This window comes from uncultured Methanobrevibacter sp. (assembly GCF_902764455.1).
Lineage (GTDB): Archaea > Methanobacteriota > Methanobacteria > Methanobacteriales > Methanobacteriaceae > Methanocatella.
This window is the reverse complement of record NZ_CACWVY010000046.1, coordinates 1-15,978: the sequence shown is the minus strand read 5'-3', so window position 1 is coordinate 15,978 and position 15,978 is coordinate 1. Positions and strand designations below refer to the sequence as shown.

Genomic DNA, 15,978 nt, shown 5'->3' with positions numbered 1-15,978 from the left:
CCCCAATGTGGAAAACACCATCAAAGAGACATCAATGCAGCTATAAACATAAAAAACGAAGGATTACGAATAATATTCGAACAAAAAATACAAATAAAAATATAAAAAAAAATTATGAACCCATAAGTCAATGGGAGATAGCTTGGTAAACCTTATGTTGAAAAAAAAAAACATAACAGCCCAAGAACAAATTACAAAAATGGTACAAACATTAAGTAATAGACTATAATCATCAGAATCCACAAAAAAAGGAAAATTATAGTTATTTTTTAACTATAATCATATTTGAATTTGTTAAACCATTGAAAGAAGTTTTTATAGTGTATTTGCCAACTTTCAAATCTTTAGACAAAGCAAAAGAAGCAATTCCCTTTTTATTGGTTTTGATTTTATAGGTTTTACCTTTAAATTTGACTTTAACAACCTTATTGGCGAATGCCTTTCCGTTTGATTTTAAAACTTTGACTGTGAATTTAGCAGATTTTTTAACTTTTTTAGAGACATTCTTAGTTATTAAAGTTGTCTTTATGGTAATTTTGTTTTTAACTTTAACACTGCCGTACTGAGATATTATAGTGTATTTACCAGGTTTTTTGTTAATCTTTAAAGTCGCATACCCTTTTTTATCAGTTTTGATACTGTATATCTTTTTGCCTATGGTAAATTTGACATATTTTCCAGTAGCTAACTTGCCGTCAGCCCCGTAAAGGCGAACCTTGAACAGTTTGGATTGTTTGTAATATTTTGTCAGGTCTTTTGAAACAATTTTAGTTTTTGGAATGATTTTAACATCCAGTTGACCATTTTCAAAAGTCAATTTGACAAAACCGTCCTTATCCGCTTTAATTGTGAGATTGCCTAAAATACTGAAGCCTGTGAAATTGGATAATCCCCCATCCTTTTCAAACAGCAAGGTATCGCAGGTTACTGTAATGAGATCTCCCTTATTGACAAAATCCTTATTGCAGGTTGCATTCAATACAACCCAATTGTTTAAATTGTTAATCTTGTCTATGTTTGTATCAGGTAAAATGTCTCCCCAGAAATTGTAATCTGCAACTACACTTCCTGAATATGGATAAAGTGGGCTTCTTCCACTTGAACTGATTAAGAATGAGTATTTGATTATTCCATTCTCACCAAACCACATTATGTCCCTTCCAAAAATATCTCCGCTGTTTATGAATTTGGAATACAATATTGTACCGTTGTTGCCAATCCAAGAAATTGCAGCTCCTGACCATGCATCATTATTGTAGAAATTACTGTATAATACTTTTCCTGAATCTCCTCTCCAGCAGATTGCGCCACCTGAATTCGGATATCCGACACCATTATTTCTGAAGATGCAGTTAAATACAGTGCCGTTTGTACCGTTCCATACAATTGCACCACCTTCATTAACTTTAGCGCCCATTGGCCTATATCGGATAGTATGCCAAACTAATCCGTTTTCATCAACCCATGTTTCTTCCTTATCGAATGGATCATCTTCAATACCGTTTCCGGCATTGTTTGTAAAGTTACAGTTTTCAGCATAACCGTTTGCTCCGTTCCAGTAGATTGCTCCTCCGCCAGCATCATTTGAGAAGTATTTTCCATATGCGTTTCCGTTGATGAAATTGATATTTTTTATAGTTACATCATCTGCAGTAATATTGAACATTCTGGACAGTTTATTTCCATTTAATGTATGGCCGTTTCCATCAATAGTTATTGATTTTGAAATCAGAATTCCCTTATTAGTACCGTTAATGTACATGTAATCCCTGTCCAATACCAGTAAACCTCCTTCCGGTGTTTCATTAATTTTTTGAGCCAATACATTAAAGTCCAAATATTTGAAAGGAATTACTTCAAATTCCATTTGATTATACCTATATGTCACATTAACCATTCCTGAATCATTAGCCACAAATTTAGTCTCATAAGAATAATTTAAAGGACCATATTTTGATAATATTCCCTCATTATCCATTAAATAGCTTAAATCCCATGAAACAGTCACTTCATCACCCTTTGTAACAGTATTTTTATCTGTTTTGAGATTTAATATAATCCAGTTATTGACATTGTCAGGTTTTGTAATTCTGTTTGGGCCATTAACAGTGTCTCCCCAAAAGTTATAGTCACAGGTTATGTTTGAACCATGAATATATGCATTAATCAATATGGAGTCTTTAATGCTTGCATTATCACCATCCCAATACATGACACGGTCTTTAAAAGGTTCCCTATACTCATCATGATATATTAAAAACAAGTTTGAAGACAATAATGTTCCATAGTTTCCGCTCCAGTATATTGCAGCTCCTACCCATGCGAAATTGTCATGAAATTCAGAATTGATGATTTTCCCATAATCTCCATTCCAGTAGACCGCACCGCCATGATTTGCATAACCTACCTTGTTTTCAGTAAAACGGCAATCTTTAACAGTACCGTTATCCCCAATCCATCGGATTGCTCCTCCTTCACAGGTTTTTGCTCCGGCAGGAATTGCACTAGGAATAACAATGACCTTGCCATCCTCAATTATAGTTATATCTTCTGGATATTCTGTAGTATAATCCTGATTATTTGTGAAATTACAGTTTTCAACAAATCCGTTTGATGCATTCCAGTAGAGGGCTCCTCCGCCATAATTGTTATGAACATAACTTCCAATTGCATCACCATTGATGAAATTAATGTTTTTTAGAACCACATTATCTGCAGTGATGTTGAAAATTCTTGAGGATTTGTTTCCATCCAAAATATGGCCTGCACCGTCAATTGTAATAGCTTTAGAAATTACGATTCCCTTATTTGAACCGTTTGTGAACTTGTAGTCATCGTCCAAAACAAGAATGCCCCCTTCAGGAGTGCTGTTAATCAGCAAAGACAAATCATCAAATGTTTTTAAATGTCCGAATTTAACGTTTGAGAAATCGACATCATAGAATGATTCGATTGATGACTCGTTTTCAATATAACAGTCTGTTAATGTGATATTTTTAGAATTCAAAAACAGCTCATTAGGACTGTCATCAGTAAATCTTGCGTTGTTCAAAATTCCGTCTTCACCGTTCCATGCAATGGCTCCTCCGGTGTGACCTGCCCGGTTGTTTTTAAATTTGGAATTTGAAATGCTGATGTTATTTCCCCAGTGGACAGTAATAGCTCCTCCTGTAAAATCAGCTACATTATTTATAAACTTACAGTTATCTACGCTAATGTGATTTCCCCACAGATACAGCGCTCCGGCTTCGCTGTTTACTGTCATTATATGAAGTTGTTTTGGATCATAACCTTCCTCATAGGTCAGACTTACATCTGCGGCAGTTTTTACAGTATTGTTTTGGAAGTTGCAGTTTGAAATGATTCCATTATCTCCTTTCCACAATACTGCACCTCCTGCAGATGCTGCAGAATTATTTGTGAAATTACAGTTAATCAATGATCCGTTATTTCCCAGCCATGATATGACTCCTCCAGCAAGAGCAGCAGATTTTGCATTGACAAAATTAATGTTTTTAATAATAACATTATCTGCCTTTACAAAAAATACTCTTGACACATCAGGAGCTTCGATTTGATGATTGTCACCGTCAATAGTTATTGCTTTATCAATCACAATATGCTTTTGTGTAGTATTTGTAAATTTATAATCCTTTTCCAATGTCAGTACCTGATTTTCAGCGGTTGTATTTATTTCACCTGCCAAATCGTCAAAATCAGATTGGGTGTCATTCAAATCATTTGCACTTACAGCACCAATGCAAAGAAACATCAATGACACAACTGATAAAATTAAAATGAATTTATTATTCAATAAAAATCCTCCACAATTTAGTAATCTTAAAAAATATTTTAATTTTCAATGTATAATAAATTTTGCAAAAACAGTAATCGAATAGTGCGGGGGACGGGACTTGAACCCGCGAAGGGACTAACCCACTAGGCCCTCAACCTAGCGCCTTTGACCGCTCGACCACCCCCGCATAAAAACAAAAGTAGTTATCAAAAAATATCTTTTTCAACTTATATAAACTTAACTATTTTAGGCCAATTTTATAGTAACTTCCATGACTTTTTCATTTTTTAAATCTTCAATTAAGTTGCCATCAAGATCTTTTGCAGCCTTATCGGCATTAATCATCAATGTTCTGGAACAGGTGAAATCACTTTTTCTTATTACAATATCTGTTGGATGTGTCAATGTCAAATCCTCATGGCCCCATCCTGTTATTTCATCATACCCGTTTTCCGTTTTAAGCTCTACAGTTATTCTGGTGTTGGAATCTGCAATCTTGTCTTTAAACTCAGGTGGAAAATTCAGCATGGTCTTGTCCATGTCAGTTCCGATAATACAGTCTGCAGTCGGACCGATTTCAGCATCCTTTGTAATCTCAAAAGTTGATTTGTGTTTTGAACTTACATTCTTATGACCTCTGGTCAGAATTTTAAAAATCATAAATAATAATTTGATTCGAAAATTAATAAAATTTTTCATGGCAAATAGACGAAGAAACGATTAATAATTCAGTAAGATATATTGAAAACTATTAAAAATATCAATGTTATTTTAAATATAATTAATGCTTATGAAAATAATCGACACTTTGCACAGTGTAATCTACATGAAAAAAATAAAATTAAAGAAGTTTTAATAAAAACTTCTATTTTTTAATGGTTATGGTGTTGGTTATCTTTGTCTTTTTATAAATGGACTGTATTTTGTATTTACCGACTTTTAATGCAATTTTAATAGTAGCAGTAGCTATTCCTTTACTGTTTGTTTTTCCAGTATATGTTTTTCCTTCCATTTTGAAGGTAATCTTTTTACCGGTTAGCGGATTTCCTTTACTGTTGACCAGTTTTGCCTGAAACTTAGTGACCTTTGCTCTTTTTTTGGAAAGGTTTTTGGCAGATAATAGCTTCTTAACTGTTATCTTATTGGATACCTTAAATCCTCCATAGCTTGCAGTGACTGTGTATTTTTTAGCCTTAAGCTTAACTGCCAGTTTTGCATAACCGTTCTTATCAGTTTTAATTTTATAGGTTTTGCCGTTCACTTTAAATGTTACGGCCTTGCCTGCACCTACATGCTTATATCCGTCAGTGTATATTCTAACTTTATAATTGGTTTTTGCGCCATAATAATTTGAAACATCCTTGTTTTCCATTATCTTATAGTAGATTGTTATTTTATTGGAAATTGTCTGGCCGGTAGCAGGATTTGTGGCTTTTATTGTATATGTTCCTGCCTTGAAGTTAATGTTGATTCTGGCAATACCGTTAGGCAGAGTAGTCAAATCATAAGACCTGCTTCCTATCTTGAAGGTTACTTTAGTATTACCCAAGGCATTTCCTTTTGCATCTGTAAATATTGCAAAGTACTGGGTTCCGCTGCCGTACAATTTAACAACATCAATGCCCTCAGCAGTAGACAGGACAGTTACTGTAGCGTTTGCGGATGCAGCATGATATTTTTCTGTCTGTTCAAATATGACTTCTGCATTGTAACTTCCAGGATTAAGATCAACATCCAAAAATGCCTGTCCGTTGGAGTTGGTAACCAAACTATATTCTTTAGATGAAATTTTTACAGTAATGCGCTGATTTGCAAATGCCTTATTGTTAGAATCTTTCAAGGTGATTTGCAATTTTTCAGAACCGCTATAATACTTTGTGAGATTTGAAACAGATAAAGTTGCATCAAGCAAATCATCAACTACCTTAAATGAACCTGAATAGCTTGCTGAAGTGTAGTTTTCATCACCTGCAAATTCAACAAGGTAAGTGTAATTGCCTTTAGCCATTTTTCCAAGAACAATTGATCCGCTTCCATCCTTTACGTTTACAGTGTAAAGGCTGCTTCCTATCTTTAAGCCAACATCAGATGTAATCAAATCTCCATCCTTTGTTTTGAGACTTACTTTACAGATTACCCTATCATTTATACCTGCATCATTTAATTCAACATCCAATATTGATTTTTTCTGATAAACATTCAACAGAAATGTTGTATTTGATGCATAATAGTTTTTATCACCCAGATATTTTGCTATAACAGTATATTCACCGTTATTCATAGGTGCTATGTACCAGGAAGATTTTGAATCGCTGACAGGTTTGTTTCTTGGTGAGAAATAACCTATCATACTGAATGAAACACTTCCTGTAGCGTTAGGACTTAAATTTGCATATATCCTTATATTTTCACCCAATGCCACTTCCTTAACATATAATTCAATGAAGGAATTTGCTTTTACTACATTAAATGAAGTCTGATTTGATGATTCGATATAATATTCATTTCCCAAATAGGTTGCATTTATTGTATAATTTCCCGCGTCAAGACCTGCAAAGTTCCAAACCGCTTTTCCGTTATTAATTTCAATTTCTTTAGTTAAGTTTGCGACATTGAACCTGACTGTTCCTGTTGCATCGTCATTGAGTGCGGCAACAGCAATCAAGTCACCTCCGTATTGACTGTCAGTGATTGTTAAGATTATATCTGATGAGAATTCCCTAACATAAAAACTGACAGTCCTGTTTGAAGCAAAGTAGTTTTTATCTCCCAGATATTTGACTGTAATGGAATATCTGCCTTCATTTAATTTGGACAGATTCAATTCAGATTCACCGTCAACAATTGCAATTTTATATTCAGTGCCGTTGAAAATGAATATAATGTCTCCTGATGCATTTTTAAGATTGGTGACCTTAATTATCTCATCTATGTATGGTGTTGCGGCACCTACATTAACGTCAAGTTCAAGATCTGCCTTTTCAACAGAAAAATCACTGGAATGTTGCAAATCATGATAGACCGCTTTTACAGTGTAGCTTCCAACATTTAGATTGGAGATATTGTATTGGGCAGTTCCATTAACAATTTCTACAAATACATTTAAAATATCTTCAATTATGAAATTGACTTCGCCTTTAACACCATTTTCAAAAATAGCTTTTATTTTTTCGTTTTCACCATAGATACTGTTTGAGGCAGTCAAATTGAAATCAACATCCATAACTGTTAATACATTGAATATTGTTGCATTCTTATAACTGGCAGATATGTTATATTTTCCACCGGCCAAATTCAAATTAAAGTATGCAAAACCGTTATCATCAGTTGTAATGTTATATTTTTTACCGTTAAAATCAACTGAAACAATTCTTCCAGGCATTGGAATGCCGTTGACTTCCATTAACCTTACAGAATAGTTAAAGTCATTTAAGGCATATCCTGTTGAGTTCTCACCAATGAATACGAATTCATCATCAATTCCCAAAGTTGTATTCCATGTTGAATCCTCAAAATATGCATTTCCTTCATAAAATACGAATATATAATTGGTTCCCTTATCGAATTTGACAGAAAATGTTGCTTCACCATCAGTTAAATTTAATCTATAGGAATTATAATTTACATAAACACCTGCAACACCTGTTGCATTGCTTGGATTTACTTTGACTGTTATTGTGCCGTTTAAAGCTTTGTCATCCATATCAACATCAACAGTCAATGATGTAGGAGTTTTCAATACATTAAATGAAGTTGAAACATTAACAGTATTGTATCTTAAATCTCCATCAAATATTAAAGTAACATCATATTTTCCTGCTCTTAAATTTGTTAAAGTGACATTGGTTACGACATCATCAATAAATATTGTATTGTTTTCACCATTGATTATCAAAGTTGCCTCTCCCCTCAGGGATTCCGGACTGACTTTAATCGTTATTGTTTGATTTTCACCAACATTTATGTCGTTTGTAGAGATGTTTATCGCTGCATCGTATCGGGTAACATTTAAAATGCCGCTGACGGATGCTGAATTATAATACTGTGTCTCTACAAATTCCAATGAAATGTTATATTCGCCTTCTGCAAAATTATTCAATGCAATTGTTGTGTTGCCGTTATAAAGATAAACAATCTTTTTTCTCACGCCGTCAACATAGAGAACAGCCTGACCCTGAACTCCCTTAGGTGCTAAAGTCACAATAGCTGAACCTTTTTGAGAAACCTTTATTTCAGGAATATTGATTTTTAAGTCAACGTCCTGTTTTTTGATTATGACATTTGTCCTGTTGAATGCCTTGAAATGATTTTCGCTTCCGTCATAAATGATATTTAAAGTATGATTTTGAGGAGTTAAATCTGAGATAGTGCAATTTCCTTTTCCTCCAACCAGATTGACAGTGTAGGTTTTATCAGCTATTTTTAATAAAACAACACCGGTTGGAATTGAATTGTCTGCACTTGTTACTTCCAAATCCACTATCAAATCGTCCAGATATGAAATATTGTCATTTGTTGTGAATTTTACATAGGTTACAACTTTACCTACATCAACAAGGACATTTTCACTGAAAGAACCTAAACTCGCAGTTACATTATACAATCCCTTATTTTGAGTATAATTAAATTTAAAATCTGCTTTTCCATTTAATAATTCTTTATTTGAGACTATTTGTTTACCGTTAACATTTGTTTTGAATGTTACATTAAATATTGGCATCAAATCAATTTGAGGCACCATATTAATGTTATTTGTCCATGATGCACGAATGTTTACATCATCTGAGATATTTAATTTAGTATAATCGGGAGTCAGGTTTAAAATTAACCATGAATTGATTGAATCCACATTGATTCTGTAGTTGTCTTTATACGGATTTGTGTTAGTATCCCACCAGTTATTGTCAAGGTTTATTATTTCTCCACCATTGAAATAGATATCCTGTGAGATGCCAAAAAATGGAACGTTATCCATAAATGCATTGTAAGTTAAGTTCAATTTGCCTATGTTATAGATATTTCCTGATCCCTTATATGCAGGGGTTGGTGCTTCATAATAACCTGTATTATTTCTGAAGATGCTTCCACATGCAGTCAATGTTCCTGAATTATAAACAGCACCATAAATATAATTAAAATTAGATCTTTCAATATAGTTATTTTCAATTATGGAGTTGAACATCTTAAAATCGCCTGTGTTGTATATTGCAGAACCTTTAGTTTCATGAAGTGCAGTTGAATCTGAAATAATGCAATCATGCATTATGACTTCACCACCATTTGCAATTGCGGCACCGCAACCAAAATCAATGCTTTTTGATTTTGAAAATGAAGTGTTGGCAATGAGGAGTTTTCCCTTATTGTATATGCTTCCCCCATAGGAGAAAAGTCCTGAAGTGGACAATGCAGTATTGTTGATAAATCTAGAGTTTAGAATTGTCAATTCGCCAAAATTGCTGATTGCACCTCCATAAGTATTGTTGTCACCACCCCCATAAGATAAAACATTGTTTTCAAATATACAGTTGTCAACTGTGACTTTTGCATTTTTAATGTCTAAAACCGCACCATATACCTTATCATTATAAGAAACAGAATATGACTCTGGAGCTTTATAGGCATTGATGAATTTGATATTCTTAAAACTGACTGTTATATTGTCCTGAATATCAAAACAATAATCTTTTCCCATACCGTTTATGACAGTATTTTCACAACCGACAAAACTCAAAGATTTTGATAGGGTCAGTTTATTATTCAGATTATTTTTAAATTCCCCATCTGATAAAAATATGGTACCGTTATCCTTTGATAAATCTATTGCCTTATTTATTGTCTTAACAGGATTTTGCTGAGATCCTTCAGCAGAATCTGTACCTGTTATACTAACATATATTTCAGATAAATCATCATTAGCATCCTTTAAGGCAATTGAGTCAATCTGATTTTCAGTTAAGTTCATTGCATCATCAGCATTAGCATAAACCGAAGATAATGAGAATAATGCAATAAAAACAAATAATATAAACATTACCTTATTGATTTTCAAATTAAATACCTCAAATTAAGTTAATTATACTTTATTAAATATCATTTGTCAATGATAAGATTAGTTATGTTAAAAATAGTATTTAAAATCATTTGTATAATTTATAAAAAAATTAAAAAAAAAGTAAAATTAGTTGAAAATAACTAATTTATTCAAATTTTGATTTTTTGCGTCTAATTCCAATAAACAACAGAATCATCACAGGAATAATGAAGAAAATTGCAGGAATGAAACTGTCATCGGTCTTTTCTTCTATTTCGAATATTTTTTTACTAACACCCTCAGAATCACCGGCACCAGAAGAATCAGGACTGACTGAAGATTTGGATTGGCTTGCAGCACTTTCAGATCCTTCAGCAGATGGTGTTGCATCACTTTCATTTGAACGGACATTTGCATTTTGACCGTTGAATGAGGTAGTGTTTGCATTTCCACTTTCTGTATTGGAGTTAATGAAGTTAATCAAAGCCTCTTTTAATGACATTGGTTCCTTTTTGGTACCGTCACCAGATGAATCTCCCTGATTGGAAGAACCTCCGTTATTGTCTGATGAATCTTCCTGTGGAGTATCTTCACCATCCTGAGGCTGCTGATTTGTATTTCCCTGATCTTTTGAATTTCCAGGAATCAACGGATTATAGGAATATTTATTATTGTCGTCATCACTTTTGCTGAGTTTATCTCCATCAATCTTATTTGTAATGCCTTTATCATTTTTTGGTGTTGTATAATCGTTTTTATCCCCATTATCAACATTATTGTTATTTAATGCGAAATAATCAAATGCACGTATAATCTGATTATTATAAAATTCCAGACCTTCATGTGAATTTATATCCCAATATTTGAATCCCCCATTTCCATTTTTTACTTTGGAATTATAGGATACAAGCAAATTGTTTATAACCTTTGAATCAACAGAACTCAACAGATTTACAGCATAAAATCCATCACTGAATACAGTATTATTTTGAATATTGTACTGATGGTCGCCGTTTGTTGATTGGCGGTAACTTATTCCGTAAAGATTATCCTCGATTGAAACATCACCGACACTGTGAACCTCGATTGTGTTGTTGAGAATTGTTGAATGTGAATCCTGAGACTCAATTCCTGCAACCAAAGCCCATTCGTGAGTTCCGGCAAGTCCGGTTACATTAATTTTATTGTTTGTAATGGACAGTGATGTTTCCCCATAGAAATTCTGGGAATATACACCAATGTTAGGGCCGTTTGAAAATGAATACAAGTCATTTTCCGTGATATTAACATTTGAAATAGGACCGGTAATCTGAATAGGATAAGCGGTACCTGCAGCCAGTTTACCGCCTGTTGTTATTATTGAAATTTTATTGTGGCAAACTGTAATGTTATTCAAATTATAGATGTCCAGACCATAAATGTAGTTGTCCGTACCGGGATATGTCAGAAAGTCTGTCATGAATATGGAATTATTGCATATAAATGAATTATCCGTTTTACTGATCAGCATACAATCCAAAGAGGGATATCGGTTTTCAGGACGTTTATTTACTTCGGAAAAAAGTGTATTTCCAATAAATGAAATATTTTCACTATTTCCAATACCTACTGTTAAAACCAAATCAGATGCGAGTTCAGCACCATTGGCTCCGAAAATAATATCTTTCAGAGGCAATGCAGAATGAATTGTGTTGTTTTCAATTATTGCATCCCTGCACTCTACCAATTTCAAAGCACAATTGTAAACGTTGACATCCTCATTGTGCCCTTCAAAGTTAACGTATGAATTTTTTATCCTTAGATTTCTTAAAGGACTGCCTTGACGGCCTTCAGCATATATTCCATATGCTTCAACGTTCTGAGGGACAATATAATTGATATTAACATTGATTAAATCAACATTATCTGAAAGAATCTGGATAGCAGAACCGTCATTGTCTTTAAATTCACTATCCAAATCCAAATTAATATCCGACAATGTTACATCACCGGCATCAACTTGAAATACAGTATTTTTTAGAATATATCCGCTACTTTTGATTGTTGCATTATTTGCATGAATAATTAATCTACCGAGATTTTCAAAATTTTGATTGAATATCAAAGTTTTATCATCAAATTTTGAAGTTAAAATCCCATTTGTGAAATAATCATCAATATTATCAGCATTTATATAAATTGTATCATTTACAACCAAATCCGGCACATCAGGGACTTCATCTTCAACATTTACAATTGAATCATCAAGTGACAAATCAATAGTAGAATTTGTTTGGTTTAAATCCCCAGCTGAGACCGAAGAAATTGAAATTATTAAACAGATAATCATTAGTCCAATGAATAATTTCACATCATTTCTTATACCTATCGCCTCCTTAGATTAATTATCCTAAAAGCAACTACAAAAATTGCTAAAAGACAATAGATATTATATTAAAAATAGTTTATAAAGTTATCTTTAAAAAAAATTCAAATATGTTAAAAAAAGAAAAAAGTTAGAAGTGAATGATCACTTCTATTTTACAGTAATTTTTGCAGATTTGCTTGCTGAAGCATATGTTTTATCTCCAGCAAACTTAATAGATGCAGTGTATTTACCTTTTTTGCTTATGTTAAGGTTAAAGGTAGCTTGACCTTTAGCGTTTGTTTTTGCTGTGTATGTTTTACCATTGATTTTCATGGTTATTTTCTTACCAGCGCTGAGGTAAACTTTTCCATCTCTGGAGTTGCATTTTTCTGTTTTTATGGTTACTGTGTATTTTTTGGTTGCACTTGCTTTGTAGGTTTTAGAAGGAGCTGAGATTGTAATTGGTTTAGATTGGATGTCGAAACTGAATGCGACAAATGTAGCATTGTAGTTTTCATCACCAATGTATGACATTGCACAGAGTGCTTCTTGAGCTACTTGAGTGTTAATACCAATAAATACTATACCGTTTTCGTCAGTTGTTCTGTTTAGAATAACTGTTTTGTATGCGAATTTAACTGTTGCGTTAACGATTGGTTTGCCGTTAGAATCAGTTAATCTGAATGAAGTGGTTTGTCCGATTTCACCAGCAGGAGAATCTACAGCATAGGTTTTAATTGAAATACCTTCGGTAACGTTAAATTCACTGCCTAATCTGGAAGGAGCAATATTTTGAATAGTAATGTCAATATTTGTTCCGGCTACTTCAGGAGTTCCAGCATAAGCAATAGCAACAATTGCGTTGTTTTGAGCAGTCATCTTGAATGATCCGTCTGCACCAGTAGTTAAAGTACCTTTTGTAGTGCCGATTGTGTAATCGATAGTAGCATTAGCAATAGCATTTCCAAGTGAGTCAACTAATACACCTGAGAGTACTAAATTACCATCGAGAACTAAGTTGGTAAATTGACTAGTTACAACTTCTGCATTTACAGTAGCTGTTTTTATGACAGGTGAGTGAGTTTCATCACCAGAGTAAACAACTACAACACTGTGTTCGCCAGGAGTCATATTCATTGGTACAACAGCAGTTCCGTTTTCATCTAAAGGAACAACAGTTTCAACACCGTCAACAATAACGCTAACGTTTCCGGTAGCACCAGGAATATCAACAGTTACATTTGCTTGTTCACCTACTTTAAAGTCAGTCGGCATAGTAACATTTGCTTCAGTTGTTTCTTTATCAGCACTGAAAGTAGCAGATTTAACTACAGGAGCATTAGTATCATCACCAGGATAAACGACAACAACACTATGATCACCAGCACCAACAGCAGGAACAGTATATTTAGCAGTACCATTCTCATCTAAAGCAACAACAGTTTCAACACCATCAACAATAACAGAAACATTACCGGTTGCACCAGGAATAGCAATATCAATAACAGCTTCTTCACCAGCTTTAACATCACTAGGAAGAGTAATATTAGCTTCACTAAGAACTTTTTCTACACTGAATGAACCAGTTGCAACGGCAGCATCGTGAGTGTCATCACCAAGATAGACAACTACAACACTATGTTCACCAGATTCAGCTGCAGGAATGATAAATTGAGCAGTACCATTCTCATCTAAAGGAACAACATTTTCAACACCATCAACAAAGACAGATACATTACCTGTTGCACCAGGAATAGCAATATCAATAACAGCTTCTTCACCAGCTTTAATATCACTAGGAACAGTAATATTAGCATCAATAGATTCTTTAGCCACATTAAATGAACCAGTTGTAACAGCAGAATCATAGGTGTTATCACCATCATAGACCACTACAACATTATAAATACCAGGTTCAACATTAGTAAGGACTAATTGAGCAGCACCATTTTCATCTAAAGCAAGAACAGTATCAACACCATTCACCAGCTTTAACATCACTAGGAACAGTAACATTAACATCACTAGCTAACTTATCAACACTGAATGAACCAGTAACAACAGCAGAACTGTAAGTATTATCACCATCATAAACGACAGCAACACTATAATCACCAGGCACAATATCCTTAAGCACTAATTGAGCAGTACCATTCTCATCTAAAGCAACAACAGTATCAACACCATTTACAACAACACTGACATTACCACTAGCACCAGGAATAACAACATCAATAACAGCATTTTCACCAGCTTTAACATCACTAGGAACAGTAACATTAAGATCACTAGCTAACTTATCAACACTGAATGAACCAGTAACAACAGCAGGACCATAGGTGTTATCACCATCGTAGACCATTGCAATATTATAATCACCAGGTTCAATATTCTTAAGCACCATTTACAACAACACTGACATTACCACTAGCACCAGGAATAACAACATCAATAACAGCTTCCTCACCAGCTTTAACATCACTAGGAACAGTAACATTAGTTTTAGTATCTAATTTTTGAACTGTGAAATCAGTTGAGTTTTCAATAGTAGTGTATTTTAAATTACCATCGAAGTAAACTCCTACTGTGTATTTGCTAGCAGGTAAGTTTGAAACATTGAGTTGTGCTTTACCATCAGTAACGTCTACATTGTATTTTTTACCATTGAGTATTACTTCAACAGTACCTTCAACAGATTCATTGAATCTGATGTTAACAATAGCATCCTGACCAACAAAAATATCATCAGCTTCTACAATTAATGCAGATTCTAACGGATAGTTGTGACTTATAGTATTGTTTTCATTGTCATATTTGACAGCTGCATCACCAGCTAATTCCTTAGCATATAATACATTATCAACTACAATGTTATTTACGGTTGATTTTAAATCGACAGCATATTCACCGGAAGAAACTATATTGTTATCTTTTATAGTGTTTTCATTACCACTTACAGTTACAGTATTGTTTGTAAATGTAGTGTTTGTTCCGGAAATAGCAACATTTTGGAAAGTATTGCCTACTACAGTTGTATTAGCAGCAATATTTGTGGTTGCATAAATCTTATTGTTTTCTACAATACTGTTTGCACTTGGATTGAAGTTGGTATTACCGTAAAGTGTGTTGTTTCTGTAGACATTACCACTAGAAGAAGCTCCATATTGGTTTAAGATTCCACTACCACTGTGATAGATAGTGTTATTTTCAACAAGGTTACCAGAGCCACTAACAGTCATAGCATAACAGAATGCACTTCCAGGTTGGTTGTTGTATAAAACATTATTAGTGTATGAAACATGCTCAGGAGCAGCACCTTGACCAACAAATTGGTTAGCAGAAAGAATATTACCACTAGAACCAGTTATATTGAATAAATTGTGATCAAATACAGCATAAGCTCCACCTTTACCTAAAACAAGTAAACTGGAACCAGTTCCACCATTTTCAAAGTAACTATTTTTAACGAGAGTGTTATAAGCACCAGTGTGGATAGACAAGAATCCAGTACCAGAACCGACACCACGTTTATTAGCAACAATACTAATATTATCAACGGTTACGTTGGAAGCACCTTTAATGTATAAACAATAGTTAATAAAGTCTAATCCAGTAATATTAGTGTTATCTCCACCAGCAACAATATTAAATGAATTAATAGCATTACCAGCATAAGTATCACCACAATTGAATAAAGCATCACCAGTAGATGAAATAACATTTACAGATTTATCGATGTATACAGGATATTTACCTAAGAACAATCCTTGGAAGTCTAAAGTAGCACCATCAGGAACAAAAGAT

Annotated in this window: 6 protein-coding genes, 1 tRNA gene and 1 pseudogene; all 8 read right to left on the bottom strand. The window is 33.7% G+C overall.

What is annotated here, in order from left to right:
• Window positions 1–262: 262 nt before the first annotated feature.
• Window positions 263–3,772, bottom strand: a complete 3,510-nt coding sequence (locus tag QZU75_RS11185) for a pectate lyase-like adhesive domain-containing protein (protein WP_296883804.1) — start codon at window positions 3,770–3,772, stop codon at window positions 263–265.
• Window positions 3,773–3,899: 127 nt separating this feature from the next.
• Window positions 3,900–3,983, bottom strand: a tRNA-Leu gene (locus QZU75_RS11180).
• 59 nt (window positions 3,984–4,042) lie between these two features.
• On the bottom strand, window positions 4,043–4,456 hold the full coding sequence (locus tag QZU75_RS11175; protein ID WP_296883803.1) for a DUF371 domain-containing protein: 414 nt from the start codon (window positions 4,454–4,456) through the stop codon (window positions 4,043–4,045).
• A gap of 205 nt (window positions 4,457–4,661) precedes the next feature.
• Window positions 4,662–9,845, bottom strand: coding sequence for an Ig-like domain repeat protein (locus tag QZU75_RS11170; protein ID WP_296883802.1), 5,184 nt, complete (start codon window positions 9,843–9,845; stop codon window positions 4,662–4,664).
• A 148-nt stretch (window positions 9,846–9,993) separates the two neighbouring features.
• Complete coding sequence (locus QZU75_RS11165) at window positions 9,994–12,156, bottom strand: right-handed parallel beta-helix repeat-containing protein (protein ID WP_296883800.1); 2,163 nt, start codon at window positions 12,154–12,156, stop codon at window positions 9,994–9,996.
• 186 nt (window positions 12,157–12,342) lie between these two features.
• Window positions 12,343–14,160: an Ig-like domain-containing protein gene (locus QZU75_RS11160; protein WP_296883799.1), complete on the bottom strand. Its 1,818-nt coding sequence runs from the start codon at window positions 14,158–14,160 to the stop codon at window positions 12,343–12,345.
• On the bottom strand, window positions 14,147–14,578 hold the full coding sequence (locus tag QZU75_RS11155; protein WP_296883797.1) for an Ig-like domain repeat protein: 432 nt from the start codon (window positions 14,576–14,578) through the stop codon (window positions 14,147–14,149). Before QZU75_RS11155 ends, QZU75_RS11160 begins: the two co-directional genes overlap by 14 nt.
• Window positions 14,568–15,978, bottom strand: a pseudogene (locus tag QZU75_RS11150) (hypothetical protein); the annotation flags it as partial. The pseudogene QZU75_RS11150 and the gene QZU75_RS11155, both read right to left, overlap by 11 nt.